This is a genomic window from Streptomyces virginiae (assembly GCF_040638905.1).
GTDB lineage: Bacteria > Actinomycetota > Actinomycetes > Streptomycetales > Streptomycetaceae > Streptomyces > Streptomyces virginiae_B.
In genome coordinates this window covers 42,170-61,033 of the sequence record NZ_JBEZYV010000010.1, presented here as the reverse complement: position 1 = coordinate 61,033, position 18,864 = coordinate 42,170, and the positions used below count along the sequence as shown (strand labels likewise).

The 18,864-nt window shown below is 73.4% G+C and carries 16 protein-coding genes and 1 pseudogene; 13 read left to right on the top strand and 4 right to left on the bottom strand.

Features of this window, described 5'->3' with window-relative positions:
• Positions 1-39 precede the first annotated feature (39 nt).
• The 3 genes from AB0F82_RS16395 to AB0F82_RS16385 all read left to right on the top strand — a co-directional run bounded on the left by AB0F82_RS16395 (position 40) and on the right by AB0F82_RS16385 (position 3,308).
• Positions 40-810: a restriction endonuclease gene (locus tag AB0F82_RS16395; RefSeq protein ID WP_362627864.1), complete on the top strand. Its 771-nt coding sequence runs from the start codon at positions 40-42 to the stop codon at positions 808-810.
• The gene (locus tag AB0F82_RS16390; protein ID WP_362627862.1) at positions 807-2,030 is read left to right on the top strand and encodes a phospholipase D-like domain-containing protein; all 1,224 of its coding nucleotides are present in this window, start codon (positions 807-809) and stop codon (positions 2,028-2,030) included. The genes AB0F82_RS16395 and AB0F82_RS16390 overlap by 4 nt, the downstream gene beginning before the upstream one ends.
• A gap of 417 nt (positions 2,031-2,447) precedes the next feature.
• A complete protein-coding gene (locus AB0F82_RS16385) occupies positions 2,448-3,308 on the top strand; it encodes an MBL fold metallo-hydrolase (RefSeq protein WP_362627860.1) in 861 nt (286 codons plus the stop codon).
• Positions 3,309-3,314: 6 nt separating this feature from the next.
• Here the strand turns inward: AB0F82_RS16385 and AB0F82_RS16380 are convergent, their stop codons facing one another.
• Both AB0F82_RS16380 and AB0F82_RS16375 read right to left on the bottom strand, forming a co-directional pair.
• A complete protein-coding gene (locus tag AB0F82_RS16380) occupies positions 3,315-4,421 on the bottom strand; it encodes a mechanosensitive ion channel family protein (protein WP_362627859.1) in 1,107 nt (368 codons plus the stop codon).
• Positions 4,422-4,632: 211 nt separating this feature from the next.
• A complete protein-coding gene (locus tag AB0F82_RS16375; RefSeq protein WP_362627857.1) occupies positions 4,633-5,925 on the bottom strand; it encodes a pyroglutamyl peptidase in 1,293 nt (430 codons plus the stop codon).
• A 186-nt stretch (positions 5,926-6,111) separates the two neighbouring features.
• Here AB0F82_RS16375 and AB0F82_RS16370 point away from each other — a divergent pair.
• The 5 genes and pseudogenes from AB0F82_RS16370 to AB0F82_RS16350 all read left to right on the top strand — a co-directional run bounded on the left by AB0F82_RS16370 (position 6,112) and on the right by AB0F82_RS16350 (position 11,513).
• Positions 6,112-6,184 (top strand): annotated as a pseudogene (locus AB0F82_RS16370).
• 86 nt (positions 6,185-6,270) lie between these two features.
• Positions 6,271-7,410 (top strand): gala protein, encoded by a 1,140-nt coding sequence (locus AB0F82_RS16365; RefSeq protein ID WP_362627855.1) that lies wholly within the window; start codon positions 6,271-6,273, stop codon positions 7,408-7,410.
• Complete coding sequence (locus tag AB0F82_RS16360) at positions 7,407-9,092, top strand: ankyrin repeat domain-containing protein (protein ID WP_362627853.1); 1,686 nt, start codon at positions 7,407-7,409, stop codon at positions 9,090-9,092. Before AB0F82_RS16365 ends, AB0F82_RS16360 begins: the two co-directional genes overlap by 4 nt.
• Before the next feature lie 14 nt (positions 9,093-9,106).
• Entirely contained in the window at positions 9,107-10,306 is a 1,200-nt protein-coding gene (locus tag AB0F82_RS16355) for an AAA family ATPase (protein WP_362627851.1), read from the top strand.
• Positions 10,307-10,322: 16 nt separating this feature from the next.
• Positions 10,323-11,513, top strand: a complete 1,191-nt coding sequence (locus tag AB0F82_RS16350) for a vWA domain-containing protein (RefSeq protein WP_362627847.1) — start codon at positions 10,323-10,325, stop codon at positions 11,511-11,513.
• A gap of 21 nt (positions 11,514-11,534) precedes the next feature.
• Here the strand turns inward: AB0F82_RS16350 and AB0F82_RS16345 are convergent, their stop codons facing one another.
• Positions 11,535-12,266 (bottom strand): alpha/beta fold hydrolase, encoded by a 732-nt coding sequence (locus AB0F82_RS16345; protein ID WP_362627844.1) that lies wholly within the window; start codon positions 12,264-12,266, stop codon positions 11,535-11,537.
• A gap of 99 nt (positions 12,267-12,365) precedes the next feature.
• Between AB0F82_RS16345 and AB0F82_RS16340 the strand changes: the two genes are divergently transcribed.
• Positions 12,366-12,821: a hypothetical protein gene (locus AB0F82_RS16340; protein ID WP_362627841.1), complete on the top strand. Its 456-nt coding sequence runs from the start codon at positions 12,366-12,368 to the stop codon at positions 12,819-12,821.
• A 54-nt stretch (positions 12,822-12,875) separates the two neighbouring features.
• Here AB0F82_RS16340 and AB0F82_RS16335 read toward each other — a convergent pair whose 3' ends face one another.
• On the bottom strand, positions 12,876-14,372 hold the full coding sequence (locus AB0F82_RS16335; protein ID WP_362627838.1) for a hypothetical protein: 1,497 nt from the start codon (positions 14,370-14,372) through the stop codon (positions 12,876-12,878).
• Between the two features lie 133 nt (positions 14,373-14,505).
• Here AB0F82_RS16335 and AB0F82_RS16330 point away from each other — a divergent pair, with 133 nt between their 5' ends.
• The 4 genes from AB0F82_RS16330 (at position 14,506) to AB0F82_RS16315 (ending at position 18,829) form a co-directional block, all read left to right on the top strand.
• Entirely contained in the window at positions 14,506-15,210 is a 705-nt protein-coding gene (locus tag AB0F82_RS16330) for a VanZ family protein (RefSeq protein WP_362627835.1), read from the top strand.
• 80 nt (positions 15,211-15,290) lie between these two features.
• A complete protein-coding gene (locus tag AB0F82_RS16325) occupies positions 15,291-15,992 on the top strand; it encodes a response regulator transcription factor (RefSeq protein WP_362627833.1) in 702 nt (233 codons plus the stop codon).
• Positions 15,985-17,064, top strand: coding sequence for a sensor histidine kinase (locus AB0F82_RS16320; protein ID WP_362627830.1), 1,080 nt, complete (start codon positions 15,985-15,987; stop codon positions 17,062-17,064). Before AB0F82_RS16325 ends, AB0F82_RS16320 begins: the two co-directional genes overlap by 8 nt.
• Before the next feature lie 418 nt (positions 17,065-17,482).
• Positions 17,483-18,829, top strand: a complete 1,347-nt coding sequence (locus AB0F82_RS16315) for an eCIS core domain-containing protein (RefSeq protein ID WP_362628326.1) — start codon at positions 17,483-17,485, stop codon at positions 18,827-18,829.
• Positions 18,830-18,864 lie beyond the last annotated feature (35 nt).

The window sequence follows — 18,864 nt, the reverse complement described above, 5'->3', positions numbered from 1 at the left end:
CGGGGACCGCGGTGTGCCGGGGCGAGAGGGGGAACTCGTATGACCACACCCGAGGAGGACGCGTCGGCGGACGTGCGCGGCGTCGGATCCGCGGGGCGCCCCGGTGTGGGGCGTCGCGGCCTGGGTCGCGACTCGGTGCTCGCGCTCGGCCTGCTCGGCACCGCCGTCGCAGGCGTGGCCGCCTTCCTGAAGGCCGCCCCGGCGGACGGGACCAGTCTTCCGGTGACCCCGGTCGCCGCCCTGGCCGTACTGCTGCTGGGCGGGCTCCTGGCGAAGTGGAGCTTCGCGCCCGTCCGGCGCCGGTCCACCGCCCCGCCGCCCATGGGGTACGCGGAGGCGCCCGTGGACCTCCCCGACGTCGGGGCTGACGCCCTCGATCACGCCGCGGTCGACGCCGACGGCTTCGAGCACGCGGTGGCCGCCCTGTGCGCACGCGACGGCTGCACCTCGGTGGAGGTGGTCGGCGGCGCGGGCGACCTGGGCGCCGACGTCCTCGCGACGACGGCGGACGGGCGACGCGTCGTGCTCCAGTGCAAGCACTACGCCGAGGACAACCGGGTCGGCTCACAGGACCTCCAGCGCTTCGGCGGTACCTGCTTCGTGGTCCACGAGGCCGACGTCGCGGTCATCGTGACGACCAGCTCCTTCACCGCGCCCGCCGCCGAGTACGCCGACACCTGCGGGATAGTCCGCGTCGACGGCGAGGCCCTGGCCGCCTGGACCGAGCAGCAAGCGCCTCCCCCCTGGGAGTCCGGCGCCGGCGCGCCCGCACCTGCCCCGTCCACCCCCGCCCGAGGAGCCACGTCATGACCACCACCGACACCGGAGCCACCCCGGTCGACGCCACCGACCCGGCCGACGCCACCGACCGGGCCGATGAGCGCATCCACCGCATCCGGCGCCGCCTCGAACGCCTCATCGGCATCGCGGCGACCGAGGGGAACTCCGTACGGCCGCTGCGCAACGGTGACGAGATCTTCGCGTCGATGCTCGACGCCATCTCCTGCGCCCGGCACACCGTCGACATGATGACCTTCGTCTACTGGAAGGGCGACATCGCCCGCCGGTTCGCCGAGGCGCTGGCCGAGCGGGCCCGCCACGGCGTGCGCGTGCGGCTGCTGCTGGACGGCTTCGGCAGCCGCCTGATCGAACAGGACCTGCTGGACCGGATGAGCACGGCCGGGGTGGACGTCGCGTGGTTCCGCAGACCCGTCTTCCTCTCCCCCCTCAAGCAGAACCACCGCTGCCACCGCAAGGTTCTCGTGGTCGACGAGCGGACCGCCTTCACGGGCGGTGTCGGCATAGCCGAGGAGTGGTGCGGCGACGCCCGCAACCCGCACGAGTGGCGTGACACGCACGCCGAGGTCCGCGGGCCGGCCGTCGACGGGATCGCCGCGGCGTTCGCCCAGAACTGGGCGGAGTGCCATCCCGAACTCTTCGACGCCCGCGACCGTTTCGTGAGCCACGAGCCGGCCGGCTCCGCCGTCGTCCAGGTGGTGCGCGGCTCGGCCGCCTTCGGGTGGCAGGACATGCAGACGCTGATGCGCGTCGTCCTGGAATCGGCGGAGGAACGCGTGCGCCTGGCGACCGCGTACTTCGCCCCCGACGACTACTTCGTCGAGCTGCTGTCCGCCACCGCACGCCGCGGCGTCACCGTCGAGATCCTGCTGCCCGGCCCGCACACCGACAAGCGCGTGTGCCAACTGGCGGGCCAGCACCACTACGAGGCGCTCACCGCCGCCGGGGTGCGTATCCACCAGTACCAGCCGACGATGATGCACGCCAAGATCATGACGATGGACGGGGTGGTCTCCCTCATCGGCTCCTCGAACTTCAACCGCCGCTCCTTGGACCACGACGAGGAGGTCATGCTGGCCGTCATGGACCCGGCCGTCACCCGCACCCTGGACGAGCACTACGACCAGGACCTCCGGGCCAGCACGCGCATCGCCCCGGGACGCTGGCGCCGCCGCTCCGTGCTGCAACGCGCCCGGGAACTCTCGATCCAGCCGCTGCGCCACTTCCTGTGAACGGCGCAGCGGCGACCGGAGCGTGAGGGAACGGCGGAGCGGGTCCACTCCGTAGGCGATCTGATGCGCGGCGGCCATGGCGCGGGGCCCAGCTCGCCATCGAAAGAGCGCTCGGATTCCGCGGGGGGGTCCACGGACTTTCCGCCGGCCGAGCGACCGGCGATATGGGGGCTCACGACCCGTGAGGTGACCCGGGGGCTTCGGGTGAGCCGGAGCAGCGGGGTGCCACTGCCGAGGAGCTCTCTGCGGGCCGGGATGGTCGGTCCAGAGGTCGGCGGCCTCCTCCAGGGTCTCGGGGCGCTCGTCGAGCAGGGTGCGCGCGACCTCGATGAGCGGGCGCGACCCGGGCGGGGGACGTGGGCGGGCCTGTGCGACGGGCCGTTCCCGGGCGTGCGGCGACGCGAGTAGGTTGGACGGGTGATCGACTTTCTCCGGGGCGCCCCGGTCGCAGGCAGTCTTGATGTCGTCTGGCACGCGGGCTGGCCCTCTCCGAAGCACGACCCTGCTCCCGAGATCCAGGTCCACGCCTACTCCGAGCACACGGTGATCCTGCGCCAGAACAAATCCGTGCACTACGAGGCCCCGTTCCTCTTCCTCCTCTTCGGCAATGACCGGGCCCTGCTCATCGACACGGGCGCGTCCGCCGACCCGACCCACTTCCCCCTGCGGGAAACGGTCGACCGGCTCGTCGCGGACTGGCTGGAGCGCCATCCGAGGCCCGCGTACTCGCTGCTGGTCGCCCACACGCACGGTCACGGCGACCATGTCGCGGCGGACCGGCAGTTCACGGACCGGCCCCGCACCACGGTCGTGGGGCCCGGGCTGGACGCCGTCACGGCCGCTTTCGGCCTCGTCGACTGGCCGCACCGCACCGGCGCGCTGGACCTGGGCGGCCGGATCCTCGACCTGATCCCGGGCCCCGGCCACCAGCGAGCCGCGGTGGTCTTCCACGACCGCCACACGGGCATCCTGCTGACCGGCGACTCCCTCTATCCGGGCCGGCTCTACGTCGAGGACCGGGCGGCCTACTCGGCCACGGTCGACCGGCTGCTGGAGTTCTGCGCCGGCCGGCCGATCCGCCATGTGCTCGGCTGCCACATCGAGATGACCACCAGGGCGGGCGAGGACTACCCACGCGGCACCACGCACCAGCCGGACGAACCGCCGCTGCAGCTCACGTCAGACCATCTGCGCGCCCTTCGCCGGGCCCTCGACGAGACGGCGGACCGGCACGGCTCGCACCCCTACGGGGACTTCGTCCTCGTGTACCGGGACTGACCGGCGTCAGGGGCTGTCCGTGAGGATCGACGGTGACGATCCGCGCTGGTGGGGGACGGAGGCGGGCGAGGGCGGCGACGGGAGGTCCTCGCGTTGGAGGGCGATCGTGTGCGTCGGCACCGGGATCGAGATGCCCTCGGCGCGGAAGCGCCGGTGCAGGCGCTTGATGAACTCGTGCTTGATCCGGTACTGGTCACTGAACTCGCCCACGCCCAGGATCACGGTGAAGTTGATGCGGGAGTCCGCGAACGTGTGGAAGCGGACGGCCCCTTCGTGGTCGGGGACCGCGCCGTTGATGTCGGCCATCACGCCGTCGACGACCTCGAGGGTCACCCGCTCGACGTGCTCCAGGTCGCTCTCGTAGCCCACTCCCACCTGGACCAGGATCGAGAACTGCTGTTCCGGCTGGGTGTAGTTGGTCATGTTGGTGCGTGCGAGACGGGCGTTGGGGATGATGACCAGGTTGTTCGACAGGTTGCGCACCACGGTGTTGCGCCAGTTGATGTCGACGACGTAGCCCTCCTCGCCGCTGGTGAGCCGGATGTAGTCACCGGGCTGCACGGTCTTCGAGGCGAGGATGTGCACGCCGGCGAAGAGGTTGGCGAGGGTGTCCTGGAGTGCCAGCGCCACCGCCAGACCACCCACGCCGAGGGCGGTGACCAGGGGTGCGATGGACACGCCGAGGGTCTCCAGGGCGACGAGCACGCCCATCACGAGGACCACGATGCGCGTGATGTTGACGAAGATGGACGCCGAAGCGGCCACCCCGGTACGCGTGCCCGCCATCGACTGGACGAGGCCGGCGACGACCCGCGCCGTACTGAGCGTGGCGATGAGGATGAGCAGCGCGGTCAGGGACTGGTTCACGAAGCCCGAGACGCGTGCGGTGAGCGGCAGGGTCGTGGCCGCCACCGCGGCGCCCGCGATCAGCGCGGCGCCGGGGGCGATGGTGCGCAGCGCGTCGACGATGATGTCGTCGCCGCGCCAGCGGGTCCGTTCGGCGTGCCGGCCCAGCCACCGCAGGAGGGTGCGCAGCAGCAGTCCGGCCGCGGCGCCCGCCGCCAGGGCGATACCCGCGACGAGCCAGTCGTGCAGGACGAGGTCCCGGTTCAACGGACCCCCTCGGCTGCGCGGCGTCGGCCCGTGGGTGCGGCGGCGGGCGCCGCCGGCCGTCGTATGAGGTGTGTCGTCACCTTGTCACCTGTCAGTTCGTCGTGCAGTAAGCCGCGTTCGGGCGTGTGTACGCATCCGGAACGGGCTGCCATCCTGCCGCATGGCGGGGTGACGCACCGCAGGCGGGGCGGGGCTGGGGCGTGTCCGGCCCCTATCCGCCGGACACCCCCTGGCGTCGTACGGCGGCGTGTTGGAGGACCGCGCGGACCTCCACGGTGATCGCGCTTTCGTTCCGCTCGAACTCGGGGCCGGTCAGCGACTGGGGGTCGGCCGGCAGGCCGGTGAGCACCGGAGTGTGGAGGTGGCCGCCGGGCAGGTGCGGGGCCAGTTCGGCGCGCAGCCGGTTGGAGCGGTAGGCGACCTCGTTCGACAGGTAGCCGCCCCCGCCGCCCGCCACGGCGCGCGAGCCCGGCGTCGGGCCGTCGGTCCGGTCGACGGGAGCCGTGCCGCCGGCCGGGATCTCGGTGACGTCGCTGTTGAGGAGGACCGGGTAGGGGCTCTGCACGGCGGCGGTCACCGCGTCGGCGGGCAGCGTGGTGCGGATGAACTCCGGGCCCGGGCCGAGGCCGGGGGCCGTTACGGGGTGCTCGCGGGTGCCGCCGGAGAGGGCGCGCGCGTTGTCGGGGTAGGGGTCGGCGGACCGTGCCCGGCCGGCCCAGTCCTCCAGGGTGAAGATGCCGGGATAGCCCTGGCTGACGGTGGTGATGATGTCGGCCGCGGCGGGGCCCGCGGTGAGGTGCGGGGCGAACGCCCGCTCGACCATGCCGGCGTCGAAGTCGGCGTACCGGACGGGCAGGACGACGGCGCGGATCTCGGCCGGGCTGCCGTCGGCGAGGGTCACGCGCCGCCCGTTGAGCTGGAGGGCGGCCGATCCGGACGGGTTGGCGCGGCGTATCTCGGCGTCGAGCCCGAAGGGGTCGAACCCGCTGATGAAGATCCTGCGTACGCCGGGGGCCGTCCGGAAGGCGTTGCCGGTGAGGCCGCGGGAGGCATCCTCGAGGCGGGCGCGGAGCGCGGCCCGGTCGACGGGGAACTCCGGCTGCCAGCGGGCGAGTGCGGCGGTCATGGCGAGCCGCGCCCAGTACAGCGGCCGGTCGTCCCCGGTGGCGAGGTCGCCGCCTGGGCGCTGTCCCTGGGCGCGCCGTACGGAGGCCTGCCAGAGGGACTCGCCCCAGGCGTCCAGGAGCCGTCCGGCTTCGGCGGGGTTGCGTGTCGTGCACAGGGCGGCGGGGAACCGCCGTACGAAGTCGGCGAGGCCGCCGCGCTCGACCAGGGCGGTGGTACGGGCGTCCGCGAGCCGGGACTGTTCGGCGTCGAGCGGCGCCGGCACCGGGGGGCGGCAGCCGGTCGCGGTGGCGGCGGCGTGGGCCGGGGAGGCGATCGTCACGGGGAGGACGGTGACGAGGAGGGCGGCGGCCGATGCCGCGCGACGTAAGAGCATCATGCGATGTGACATTACATAGCACCCGTCAGCCCCACCAGGCGCACCGGCCGCGGCCGTCAGGACTGGCTCAACTCCACCGCTGGCGCGTCCGGTTCGGGGCTCCGCCCGCCTGCGGCGGCACCGGCAGCACCACCCCAGAACTGGTGATCGATTTTCGGCCGCCCGGTGGGTATGATCGCCGACAGCAAGGCCGTAGCGCAGAGGTCGTCGCGCCCACGCATCGAGCTGGAGGACGTCGGTTCGAATCCGACCGGTCTTGCGTCTACTTCCGCAGTTCTGCAGTACTCGTCTTCTTCAAGTCGTGATGGACGCCGGGCACCGGCGAAGGAAACCGGTGGAGTGGTGATGACACAGCCGACACCCGTGCGGTGCCCCGCGATCGAGCACCCCGACCTGCCGCCGGCCGACCCGGCCGGTCTGGAGCCGCTGCTCGCCCGGCTCGCCGCGGACCGCCCCGTCGAGGCCGACGAGGTCTTCCCGCTCGGCACCCTCCGCGCTGACGGCCGCGTCGACCTCTGCAAGCAGGGGCTCGGCCCGGCCGGGGCCGCCCGGCTGCTGCCGGCCGCGGCCGCATCCGCGCACGCCACCCACCTGCTCCTGGGCACCAACGCCATCGGCGACAAGGGCGCCGCCACCCTGGCCGAGGCCCTCACCGCAGACCGCCACGGGCTGCAGACCCTCTACCTCGGCTGCAACCGGATCGGCCCCGACGGGGTGGGTTCCCTGGCCGGCGCGCTCGCCGACGACACCACCGTCCGCGCCCTCTGGCTCAAGCGCAACCCGCTCTTCGAGGACGGCGCCCGCACCCTCGCCGCGCTGTTGCGCCGCAACACCGCCCTGCGCACGCTCGACCTGGTCAACACCGGGATCGGCACCGACGGCGTACGCCTCCTGCTCGACGCCCTCCTGAAGCGCGAGCAACCCCTGGAACGGCTCTTCCTCGGCGGCAACGGCCTCGGCCCCGACGCCGCCCCGCTGCTTGCCGCCCTGATCCGGGAGGCCGGGGTACGCGAGCTGTATGTCCCGGCCAACCACCTCGGCGACGAAGGCGCCGCGGCCCTCGCCCGCGCCGCGGATGCCTGCGCCCATCCGGTGCGCCTCGGGCTCGGCGGCAACGGCATCGGTTCTGCCGGAGCGCGGGCACTGGCCGCCTCCCTCACGGGCATCGAAGCCCTCGACCTCGGCCGGACCATGTCCGAGCGCAGCCTCGGAGCGCCCGGCAACCACTCCGGCGACGAAGGGGCGTACGCCCTGGCCGCCGCCCTCCCCGGCAGCCCCCTGCGCCGGCTGGAGCTGCGCCACACCGGCCTGACCGGGCGCGGCGCGAAGGGGCTGCTGGCCGCGGTGCCCCACGACACGCCTCTGGAGTACGTCGGCCTGGGCCCCGGACTCCCCCGCCGGGTGAAGCGCTTGTTCGCCGAGCGGCTCCGCCCCGCCCGGGCGGCCCACCCGGACGTGCGCGCCATCGGCAGCGTGTACCGGTGAGCCTGGCGATTGCCGAACTGCCCGGCGGTTTCCGGCAGGAGGACGGCCCGGCATGGCAGCGGATCCGCCGTTACGCGGTGCCCGGCTGGATGATCGAGCAGGCGACCGCGCACCGGCTGGCCGGTGACTGGCGTGCGGCCTGCGCGGCCGCCGCGGTGGACGTCGTTTTCGAGCTGCCCGAGCTCGAAGCCCGGTACGGCGCCGGCGTGGCCGAGGCCGTGGCGGAGGACCTGCGACACCTCGCCCCCGACCTGCTGCGCTGGCACCTGCCCCGACTCCTGGGCGGCCGCACCACCATCGCCCCCGACCTGCGGATCGTGCTCGCCTCCTACGGCGGCCCCGGAGGGCCGGCCCTGTCCGTCACCACGCCCGTCATGACCGAGGGCCCGCAGCGGCTGCGCCTGCACTGCGCGCCGGTCGTCATCGAGCGGAACAAGTACACGGGACGCGGCTTCGTTCCGGAGCACTGGGCCGCCGTCCGGCCGTTCTGGGACGCCCGCCACGCCTGCGAGCTCGGCGCGCGCTTCGCCGACCCGGAGGGCCTCGGGGAGCGGATCGCACAGCTGCGGGCCGCCGGGGACACGGTCGGCGCGTACGCGGCTGCGGGCATCACGTGTGACCTGACGGTCCCTGCGGCCCGGCCCTACCAGGGCCCGGTGGACCCGGAGGCCCTCCTCGCGCGGCTGCCCGCCGACCTCACGCGGATCGCGCCGGAGGTGACGCGGCTCGTGGCGGCCGGATCGGGCGACCGGTACCGCCTCCCGGCGGCCTGGCCCCACTCACTCGTACTGGAGCACACCGGTCCCGGCACGCTCCGGGCCCGCATCGTCCCACAGGCCGAGGCGACCCCCCTCCCGGCCCTGCCCCGGTACGCATGGCAGCGGCTGCCCGATCTCGAGCTGGTACGGACCGGCCGGATCTCTCCCCGCGAGCTGCACCCGCTGGTGGCCGACGCGCTGTTCCCCGGCGGCGGCCCGGTGGTGGGCCCGCCCGGCCCCGACACGGACGGCGGGCCGGTACGGGTGCGCTGTCGCGGCGGGTGGCACGAGGTGCGTTCGCGAGGCGGCGTGCTCGACGTGCCGCACACCCCCGAGGAGCAGCAGCGGGAGCGCGCGATGCGGGCGTTCGGCGGTGCGGTCTCGGGGTGCTTCGCCGTGCAGCAGTCCTGGACCACGGGCGAGGGGCGGCTGCCGCGCGGCCTGCAGGCGCAGCGGCACGCGTTCTTCCTGCGCGTCCAGCACGGCGACACCCCCGGTGTCGTGGCGCTGCTGGACGCGGGGGTGGATCCCCGGATCCGGGACGCCCGCCATCGCGGGCTGCTGCACGCGCTCCACCTGCTCGACCACGAGGTGCTGCTGCCGCGTCTGCTGGCGGCCGGTCTCGACCTGGAGGCGCGGGACAAGGCGTACCGCACCCCGCTCCTGTCCGCGGTGCACTGGGGTGGTTCGGTGTCCCTGGTCAGGGCCCTGCTGGCGGCCGGCGCCCGGATCGACGTCCTGGACGAGATGGACCTGTCGGTCTCCCAGGAGATCCGCCGCTACAAGCGCACCGACCTCGCCTTCCTCCGGGACCGCGTCGATACGGAGTTCCCCGGGATCGGCGCCGACTGGTTCGACGAGCACATGGAGTACTGGGAGGACGAGGACGGAGACGGGGAAGAAGACGACGAGGACGAAGGCTAAGAGGACGACGACGCATGACTGCCACCCCGCCGCAGCCCGCCCGGGCGCTGGCCGCCGCCGACGCCCTGGGCGCCCGGCTGAGCGCCACCCGTACCGAGCCCGCGACCAACCCCCAGCTGGAGGCGCTGGCACTGGCCGTGACGGCCAATCAGCCCGTGCTGCTCTGGGGTGAGCCGGGCATCGGCAAGTCCGCCGGCATGGAGCAGCTCGCCACCGCGCTCGGCGTCCCGCTGGAGACCGTCATCGCCAGCGTTCACGAGCCGTCCGACTTCGCCGGGCTGCCCATCGTCGGCGACGACCCCGCCACCACCGGTGTCCCCATGGCCCCGCCGGACTGGGCGGTACGCCTGGCCCGCACCGGGCACGGGCTGCTGTTCTTCGACGAGCTGTCCTCCGCCCCGCCCGCCGTCCAGGCGGCCCTGCTGCGCGTGGTCCTGGAGCGCCGGGTCGGCAGCCTCGAACTCCCGGCGGCGGTACGGATCGTGGCCGCGGCCAATCCGCCCGCCAGCGCCGCGGACGGCTGGCACCTCAGCCCGCCGCTCGCCAACCGCTTCGTCCACCTCGACTGGACGCACGACCCGCGCACCGTGGCCCGCGGCATGGCCGGAACCTGGCCCGAGGTGGCGATCCCCACCGTCGATCCCGCCAGGACCTCCGGGTCGGTCGCCCGCGCCCGCGGCGCCGTCTCCGGCTTCCTGACCGCCCGGCCGGGACTGGTCCACCACATGCCCGCCGAAGCCGCCGGGCGCGGGCGCGGCTGGCCCTCACCCCGTACCTGGGAGATGGCACTGCGGCTGCTGGCCACCGGGTACGCGGCCTCGACGGGCCGGGAGGCCCTGGCCGCCGCGCTCACCGGGGCCGTCGGCGAGGCCGCCGGGATCGAGCTGCTCTCCTACCTCGAACACCTCGACCTGCCCGACCCGGACCGGGTGCTGGCCGACCCGGACGCCTTCGCGCTGCCCGAGCGCGGTGACCGGCAGCTGGCCTTCCTCATCGCCGTGGTCGCGGCCGTGCAGAGCGAGCTCACCCGTCCCCGGTGGGAGGCGGGCTGGGCGGTCCTCGCCAAGGCCGTGGAGGCGGGCGTGCCCGACGTCGCCGCCCGCGCCGCCGCAGACCTCGCCGCGATGCGCGACCTCGACTGGCCGGTACCCGCGGGCATCGACGCCTTCGTGGAGCTGCTGCAGCTGTCCGGCTCGCTACCGGGCAGCGGCTGAGGCCCGGAGCTTGAACGTGGACCGAAGCCTCGACCGCGCGAAGCTGCTGGCAGCCCGCTACAAGGCGGCCGAGGCCCGTCCGTACCTGGCCTCCGCGCTGTACGCGCTGACGGTGGTCCCCTCGGCAGGGGTGCGCACCATGGGCGTCGACCGGCACTGGCGCTGCTACGTCTCCCCCGCTTTCGTCGAAGCCACCCCGGTCGTCGAGCTGGCCGGAGTGTGGATCCATGAGGTGGCGCACCTGCTGCGCGACCACCACGGCAGGGCCGAGCGCCTGCCGGCCGCCGACCAACGCGACCACGTCCGGGTCAACATCGCCCAGGACTGCGAGATCAACGACGACCTGCTCGCCGACGGGCTGGTGCTGCCCGAGGGCCGGATGGAGCCGCGGCTCTACGGTCTGCCCACGGGCGGACTGTTCGAGACCTACCTGCCGGGGATTCCCCCGACGCCCCACGGCCCGGACTGCGGTTCCGGCGCGCACGGCACGCCCACGCCCTGGGAGCTGGGCGAGGGCGGCGGTCCGGCCCGGGTCGGCCGGGTGGAGGCGGAGGCGCTGCGCCGGCAGACCGCGCAGGCCGTACGCGCCCACCAGCGCACGCGGGGCCGGGTCCCCGCGGGCTGGGCCCGGTGGGCCGAGGAGCTTCTGGAGCCTTGCGTCGACTGGCGCCGGGCCCTGGCGGGTGCGGTCCGCGAGGCCGCCGCCTGGGCGGCCGGCGCGGTGGACTACACGTACCGCCGCCCCTCGCGCCGCACGCCGGCCCTCGGCGGCCGGGTGGTGCTGCCCAGCCTGCGCAGGCCGCTGCCGCGGGTGGCCCTCGTCGTCGACACCTCGGGTTCGATGGGCCCGGACGACCTCGCGGCGGCGCTCGCCGAAGTCACCGGCGTCCTGCGGGAGGTGGGTGTCGGCGGCAACCGGGTGGCGGTCCTCGCCTGTGACGCCGACGTGCACGCCGTGACCCGGGTGCGCAGCGCGGGCGAGGTGACCCTGGCCGGCGGCGGAGGCACGGACATGCGGGTCGGAATCAGCGCGGCGCTGGCGATGCCCGACCGGCCGAACATCGTGGTCGTGCTGACCGACGGGTACACGCCGTGGCCGGACGAGACGCCGTCCTGCCGCCTGATCGCCGCGCTGATCGGGGAGAACCCGCCCGCTCCCCCGTCCTGGGTGGAGACCGTACGGGTCGGCGACCTCGGCCCGGTGTAGGCCGCCGGGGGCTCCGCGCGCTCAGCCGCGTGGGGGCAGGTGCAGGGCGAAGCGGCGGACGGCGTCGGTGAACGCCCGGGGATCGTCGAAGTTCGCGAGATGTCGTGCCCGTGGGATCAATTCGATGCGGGCGTCCGGGTGCGCTCGGGCGAACTCCCGCTCGCCGGAGCGGAAGACGGTGTCCTTCTCGCCGTTCAGGATCAGCACCGGGGCCTTCACATGGCGCATCGCTCCCGCGTCGAAGCGTCCCAGCACCTCGCCCCAGGCGGCCGGCAGTGTGTGGAAGGCGTAGCCGGCCCGGACGGTCGCCTCCACCACCTCGGGGGGATGGAGCCGGCGCAGCAGCCGGTCGTTCCACCGGGTCAGCCGGTCGGCCGGTATCCGCGGGACGAGCCCGGCGATCCACCGGTACGGGCCCGCCCACGCACCACGCGTCGAGGCACTGGCCCCGGCGAGGACCAGCCCGCGCAGCAGGTCCGGCCGCAGCCGCGCGAACTCCAGCGCCGCGTACCCGCCGAGCGAGTGGCCGACGACGAGAGCGGGCCCGCGGTCGAGCGAGTCCACCGCGGAGGCGATGATCTCCGTCGCAGCCTTCAGACTCCAGGGCTGGGCAGCGCGGGCACCGTGCCCCGGCAGATCGACGGCTGTCACCCGGAAGTCCGTGTGCAGTGCGGCGAGTTGCGGGCTCCATTGGCTCGCACTGAATCTCGTACCGTGTACGAAGACGATGGGCGGTGCATCCACAGCCGTCATGGGTCCCCCTGATCCACGTCCGTGCTCTGCGCGAACCCACACTACGCGCGCGGTCGTTCGAGGCGCCGTGCCGGGGTGGCTTACGGCATCATCGGGATCATGACGCCCCACCCCTGCCTGCCGACCACGGAGTCGGCCGTGGCCGCGATACGGGTCATCGCGGCCGAGTACCGACGGTCCATGACCGTCACCGACGACATCGGCGCCGACCGGACGTCGCGGAGGACCTCCGCGCCGCTGTTCTCCGTCACCGATCCCGACGGGTCACTGCCCCACGAAGCGTTCGTGGAACTGGGCGGCAGCCCGGCGATCAACGTGCGGCTCTTCCCCGAAGACGATGCGGAGATCACGCTGGACGGGGTGGTGTTCCACGACGTCCCCCGCGACCACGTACCGCCGTTCCTGACGTCCGTCTACAGCGGACTGGCCTTCGTGAAGGGGCGCTTCTTCCCGCCGGGCTACAAGCTCCACGTCCCGCTTCCGGGCGACGAGACCTACGAGGAGCACGTCCCGGGAGCCTCCCTCACGCCCTGGCTCTCCGGACGGGTCCGCTAGCACGGGCCGGTGGCGAGGCCGGGACCGGTAACTCGGCCGGGCCCGGTCCGCAGGTCACCGGGGCAGGTCCGCCCGGTCCAGCAAGGCGTGCAGCCGCGGGGCCGGCAGGCCCGGGTTGGCCGCCGCGCCCTCGGCCGTGGCCGGGTCGTGGAGCAGCGCCTCCAGCGTCTCCCCGGCGAAGAGCGGGTTGGCCGCGGCGGCGCGGCGGACACGCTCGTCCGGGTCCGTGAGCAGGGCCACGGGAGCCTGCCCGAGGGTCGGATCGGCGGCGGCCAGCGCCCGTACCTCCGGGTCCTCGTGGTCGAGCAGGTGGGACAGTCCGGTCCGCGGCAGCCTTGACTGCGTGAGCAGGTAGGGGCGTTGCCGGGGCCGGGCGACGAAGGCCGCGAGGACGGTCGCGGGCGGAGCCAGGGGGTGCCGTACGGCCAGCCGGTGGCGCACCTCCTCGTGCGGGTCCCGCGCCAGCCGGGCCACCAGGTCGGCGGGCAGTGTCGGGCACGTCGCGGCCGCCAGGCGCAGCACCACTTCCCCGGATTCGGCGCAGGTCCGGTACCAGTCCGGGTCCGGCTCCGTGTACGGCGCGAAGATCGTGCAGACGCAGTCGTGGGCTCCCTCGTCCATCTCGTGGTCGACGGCCAGGCACTGCTCCGGAGTGCGGGGCAGCGGCTGCACCCGGGCGCGCGTGCGCACCTGCTCGTGGGGATCCTCCACGAGCTCGGCCCACACGGCCGGGGCGAGGTCGACGCGGGCGGCGACGCGCATGCGCACCGCGGGGTCGGCGTCGCGGGCGAGCCGGGCGACGGCGTCGGCAGGTGTGTACGGGTTGCCGGCGAGGCACCACCGGGAGTCCGGATCGGCCATCGCCGCTTCGACCAGGGCATCCGGCAGTGCGTAGTTGTTGAGGATCTGCCAGCGCCAGCGGCCGGGGTCCGGGAGCTCCGCCTCCCTGGCTGCCGGGTCTGCCGCCCGGATGTGGCTTTCGGCGGCACGACGGACGTCCGGATGGGGGTCGGTCAGCAGGGCCTGCTGCTCCTCGGTGGTGAGCAGTGCCCACACATCGACGGCGAGGGATCGCACGGCGGGGTGCTCGTGCCCGCGCATCCTGTACCGGAAGGATGCGGAAACCTGCCAGGAGGACAGGAGCTCACTCACGATCTCGTCGACCGTGAGCCTCTGGGGTTCGCCGACTTCCTCGGCGGTCAGCAGGGTGACGATGACGTCGTCGGGCAGTGGCAGCGGCCGACGCGGGCGCGGGTGGGGTCCCCCCGCGACCGTCGCACGAACCAGGTCGTGGGGGTCCTCGACCAGACGGCCGCGCTGGGCCGGCGAGACATGGGGGTTGCCGGCCAGTGCCCGGCGTACCTTGGCGTCGGGCTGCGCGACGACCGCGTCCACGACCTCGTCGGGCAGGCGGCGCTCCTCGCACAGGATCCGCCGGGCCTCTCCGGCGGCCGGGTCGAGCAGTCGCAACAGCACCTCGGCGGGGGCTGCGGTGTTGACCGCGACGCCGCGCAGCCACAGGTCGGTGGGGGAAGAGGACGAGATGGGCATCCGAGCATCATGTCAGCTGCCTGCGCGAGTCGGTTCCTTGGCGCCGGGAGTGCTCTGCCCTCGGCCGCCCTTGTCGCGGGTGTATCGAAAATCGCATACGTCGCGGCAACCGCCCTGCGTGTGGAATGGGGGCATGAACCACGACGTACCCCTGTCAGCGCCGCCCCGCCGTACGGGCGGGATCGTGTTCCTCGGCCTGGCGGTCCTCGGCTCGGCGGGCGCCCTGTTCGTCCTGCGTCGACCGCTCATGATGTCCGCTCCGACGTGCATGGCCGGGCGGTGGCACGGCTGCGTCGACACGTTCAACGGTGTCGTGTTCCTGACGTTGGTCACGCTGCCGTTGGCGGTCCTGGCGGCGTGGCTCCTGGCGCGCAGGCGGCGCGCCGCCGGCGTGTCGTCGGCGTGGCCGCTGTCGCTGGCCGAGGTGGGCATGGTGCACGGGACGGTGCCGTTCGTGTGGATGATCCTGATGCCGGGCGCCGGGGCCGGCCTCGTCCCCGGGCGGGTGAGCCTCGTACCGCTGCGGGACCTGATCACGATGGGACCGCTCGGGATCGTCGGCAACCTGCTGGTCTTCGCGTCGCTGGGGTTCTTCGCCCCGATGCGGTTCGCGGCGCTGGCGTCCGTGCCGCGGGTCCTGGCGCTCGGGGCGGGCTGCTCGGTCCTGGTGGAGACCGCGCAGTACGTGCTGCAGCTGGACCGGGTGTCCTCCGTGGACGACGTACTGGTCAACGCCGCCGGTGCCGCGCTGGCCGCGCTGGCATCGCGCCGCCGGTGGCGCACGGCGCCGGACACGCCGTCGGACCGCCCCCGCCCCGCACTGGCACCGGCGGCCTGAGGGGAGCGGGGCGCCATGTCCGATGTGCACGGGTGTCTTCGCATACATCGGCGATACGGTGTGCCGCTTAGGCTTCTGACATGCGCGTATTGATCGTGGAGGACGAGCCCTACCTGGCCGAGGCCGTCCGTGACGGTCTGAGGCTGGAGGCGATCGCCGCCGACATCGCCGGTGACGGCGACTCCGCCCTGGAACTGCTCAGCGTCAACTCCTACGACCTCGCGGTCCTCGACCGCGACATCCCCGGCCCCTCCGGCGACGAGGTCGCCCGTCGCATCGTCGCCTCCGGCAGCGGCATGCCGATCCTCATGCTGACCGCCGCCGACCGGATCGACGACAAGGCGTCCGGCTTCGGTCTGGGCGCCGACGACTACCTCACGAAACCGTTCGAGCTGCGCGAGCTGGTTCTGCGGCTGAGGGCGCTCGACCGCAGGCGCGCGTACGCCCGGCCCCCGGTACGCGAGCTCGCGGGCCTGCGGGTCGACCCCTTCCGCCGGGAGGTGTTCCGCGACGGACGCTACGTCGCGCTCACCCGCAAGCAGTTCGCCGTGCTGGAGGTCCTCGTCGCCGCCGAGGGCGGCGTCGTGAGCGCGGAGGAGCTGCTGGAACGCGCCTGGGACGAGAACGTCGACCCCCTCACCAACGCCGTGCGCATCACCGTCTCCGCTCTGCGCAAACGGCTCGGCGAACCGTGGCTCATCACCACGGTGCCGGGCGTCGGCTACCGGATCGACACGCCCACGGGGACCGCCTCCCCCGCGCCCGGCGCCACGGATGCGTAGACGCCCCGGGCTCAGCGCCCGTATGAAACTCGCCCTCAGCTACACCGGGTTCCTCTTCGTCGCCGGCGCTCTCCTGCTGGCGGTGGTGTGGGGGTTCCTGCTGCGGTACGTGCCCGACAACTCCCAGGGCCTGCTCGGGATCTCGCCCAACCGCTACCTCCTCGTGCACACCTTCGCGCCGGCCGCTGCCGTGGCGATGGCCTTCCTGCTCGTGTTCGGCCTGGTGGGGGGATGGCTCCTGGCCGGCCGCATGCTGGCGCCGCTCACGCGGATCACGGAAGCGGCCCGGACGGCCGGGAAGGGGTCGCTGTCCCACCGGATCCGCATGGAGGGCCGTCAGGACGAGTTCCGCGAACTGTCGGACGCGTTCGACTCGATGCTCGAACAGCTCGAGTCCCACGTCGCCGAGCAGCAGCGGTTCGCGGCGAACGCCTCGCACGAACTGCGCACCCCGTTGGCGATCTCGCGGGCGCTCCTCGACGTTGCCCGCACGGACCCCACGCAGGACCGGGCCGAGATCATCGAACGTCTGCACACGGTGAACACGCGGGCGATCGACCTCACGGAGGCCCTCCTCCTGCTCGGCCGCGGCGAGTGCGGCAGCTTCACCCGCGAGAGCGTCGACCTCTCCCTCCTCGCCGAGGAAGCCGCCGAAACGCTGCTTCCCCTCGCCGAACAGCGCCGGACCACCCTCGACGTCACCGGCGGCACGGCCCTGACCAGCGGCTCCGCGGAGCTCCTGCTGCGGATGGTGACGAACCTCGTCCAGAACGCCATCGTCCACAACCTCCCCGCCGACGGCACCGTGACCGTCCACACCGAGGCGTACGGCGACACGTGCGTCCTGCGCGTCGAGAACACGGGCCGCCCCCTCCCGCCGGAACTGGTACCGACCCTCACCGAACCCTTTCAGCGCGGAACGGAACGCGTACGCACCGACGAGCACGCCGGCGTCGGCCTCGGTCTGGCCATCGTGCACAGCATCGTCCGCGCCCACGACGGAACGCTCGGCCTGTCCCCCCGCCCCACCGGCGGCCTCGTCGTCACCGTCCGCCTTCCGGCCGCGCCGTAGGGGCCGCCCGGGCCGGGTATCCCGGCCTCACCACAGAGGCCGCCCGCTCGGTCGGGGCCTGACGGTCTGCCTCAAGGGGCACCTCGGTTGCACGCTCCGGTGTGCGTCCGGGCAGAGTGTCGACGCCATGCGCCGAACATTGCCTTCACCTCGGCGAGTTGGCCGATAATGCGTCAGACCCCCTGGTCACAACGGGTGTGACCGCCCCTGGGGATGTGGCCGGCAGCCGCCCGAGGCGGCTTCCCCGACGTACCGAAAAGGCGATCGTGTGAGTCCCAGGCACCCCCGCTCGACGCGGAAGACCGACGACCAGTTGCTGCAGTCCTCCCGCCAGTCCGCGGCTCCGCAGCAGGCGGCCGCACCTCCCGTGGGGCTGTTGGCGCTGCAGTCCAGTGCGGGCAACGCCGCGGTCGTGCAGATGCTCCGTCGGTCCGGCCGGCTCGGGGACCAGGAACAGCACCAGCACACCGACGGATGCGGGCACCACCGGCCCGGACAGCACGCGGTGCAGCGCTCCGCCGTGCACGACGTCCTGCGCGCCCCCGGGCGCCCCCTGGACACCGCCACCCGCACCGACATGGAAGCCCGGCTCGGAGCGGACTTTTCCGACGTCCGCATCCATGACAACAGCACCGCCAAGGCCTCCGCCGCGGAAGTCGGGGCCCGCGCCTACACCTCCGGAAGCCATGTCGTCATAGGCGCCGGCGGCAACGACAAGCACACCCTCGCCCACGAACTCACCCACGTCATCCAGCAGCGCCAGGGACCGGTCGCGGGCACCGACAACGGTGCGGGGCTGAAGGTCTCCGACCCGTCGGACCGGTTCGAGCGGGAGGCGGAGGCGAACGCCGGCCGGGTCATGGCGCCCGGCCACCGCGCCGCCACGGACGTGGAGCACCCGGCGGTGCCCTCGGCGCCCTCGACCGCGTCCGGTTCCGGCGCCGCGGTGCAGCGCGTCGAGAACCCGCAGGACCGGTTGACGGAGGAGTACTGGCGGGACAAGGCGGGGCTGGGCGGTGCCAGCAGCAGCAACGCCAAGGCCAGGGCCACGCACATGGCCGATTCCAAGAAGGCCGCGAAGAAGTTCAAGGCCAGCAAGCCGGCGCGCACGATCGACGAGATCATCAAGACCGTCGGCCCCGCGCTGCTGGAGGAACTGCGGCGCAAGGACGAGGGCGCCGGGCGCATGGAGCTGTACAGGTCCATGAGTTTCGAGGAGGCCGAGAGCGCGCTCGCCTACTGGGGCGACACAGCCGCACGGGAGGAGATGCTGGCGTACGTGGCCTCCGCCACCGGCTCGGCGAAGGAGTTCAGGGAGAAGGGCTACACCGGCATGACCATCGGGGCCCACCTCGGCGACCAGGGCCAGGCCGACGGGTACTACGAGACCCAGGGAGCCCCCTACGCCGTCCAGCTGAAGTTCACGCTGAAGCCCGGGGCCCACGAACTCCTCTTCGACCAGGCCCACATGGCCCTCGGGCCGGGTTACAAGAACGACTACATCCGCAAGGCGAACGAGCGCGGCGGGGACTACAAGAACGCGAACCCGAACGAGGGCACGCTGGGCGGCTACATCGGCGTCAAGGCCGAGGACAAGGAACCGTACAGCCTGGGCATCGCCCAGGGGAACAACGGCAAGAACGGCCGGGAGCTCGGTGCGAGCCAGTTGCTCTTCCAGTTGTTCGTCGAGAACGTCGAACTCGTGAAGAACAGGTCGGGGCAGGAACTTCCCTCCGCCGCGCCCCAGCAGGAGCTGGCCGCCTGATACCCGCAGCTCACCGCGGACGCCCCGGCCCGGTT

Coding starts and splice junctions, on each gene's coding strand:
- AB0F82_RS16330 (WP_362627835.1), top strand. CDS start 14,506: ATGAACCACGACGTACCCCTGTCAGCGCCGCCCCGCCGTACGGGCGGG.
- AB0F82_RS16375 (WP_362627857.1), bottom strand. CDS start 5,925: ATGATGCTCTTACGTCGCGCGGCATCGGCCGCCGCCCTCCTCGTCACC.
- AB0F82_RS16335 (WP_362627838.1), bottom strand. CDS start 14,372: ATGCCCATCTCGTCCTCTTCCCCCACCGACCTGTGGCTGCGCGGCGTC.
- AB0F82_RS16355 (WP_362627851.1), top strand. CDS start 9,107: ATGACTGCCACCCCGCCGCAGCCCGCCCGGGCGCTGGCCGCCGCCGAC.
- AB0F82_RS16395 (WP_362627864.1), top strand. CDS start 40: ATGACCACACCCGAGGAGGACGCGTCGGCGGACGTGCGCGGCGTCGGA.
- AB0F82_RS16345 (WP_362627844.1), bottom strand. CDS start 12,266: ATGACGGCTGTGGATGCACCGCCCATCGTCTTCGTACACGGTACGAGA.
- AB0F82_RS16325 (WP_362627833.1), top strand. CDS start 15,291: ATGCGCGTATTGATCGTGGAGGACGAGCCCTACCTGGCCGAGGCCGTC.
- AB0F82_RS16365 (WP_362627855.1), top strand. CDS start 6,271: ATGACACAGCCGACACCCGTGCGGTGCCCCGCGATCGAGCACCCCGAC.
- AB0F82_RS16390 (WP_362627862.1), top strand. CDS start 807: ATGACCACCACCGACACCGGAGCCACCCCGGTCGACGCCACCGACCCG.
- AB0F82_RS16340 (WP_362627841.1), top strand. CDS start 12,366: ATGACGCCCCACCCCTGCCTGCCGACCACGGAGTCGGCCGTGGCCGCG.
- AB0F82_RS16315 (WP_362628326.1), top strand. CDS start 17,483: ATGCTCCGTCGGTCCGGCCGGCTCGGGGACCAGGAACAGCACCAGCAC.
- AB0F82_RS16320 (WP_362627830.1), top strand. CDS start 15,985: ATGCGTAGACGCCCCGGGCTCAGCGCCCGTATGAAACTCGCCCTCAGC.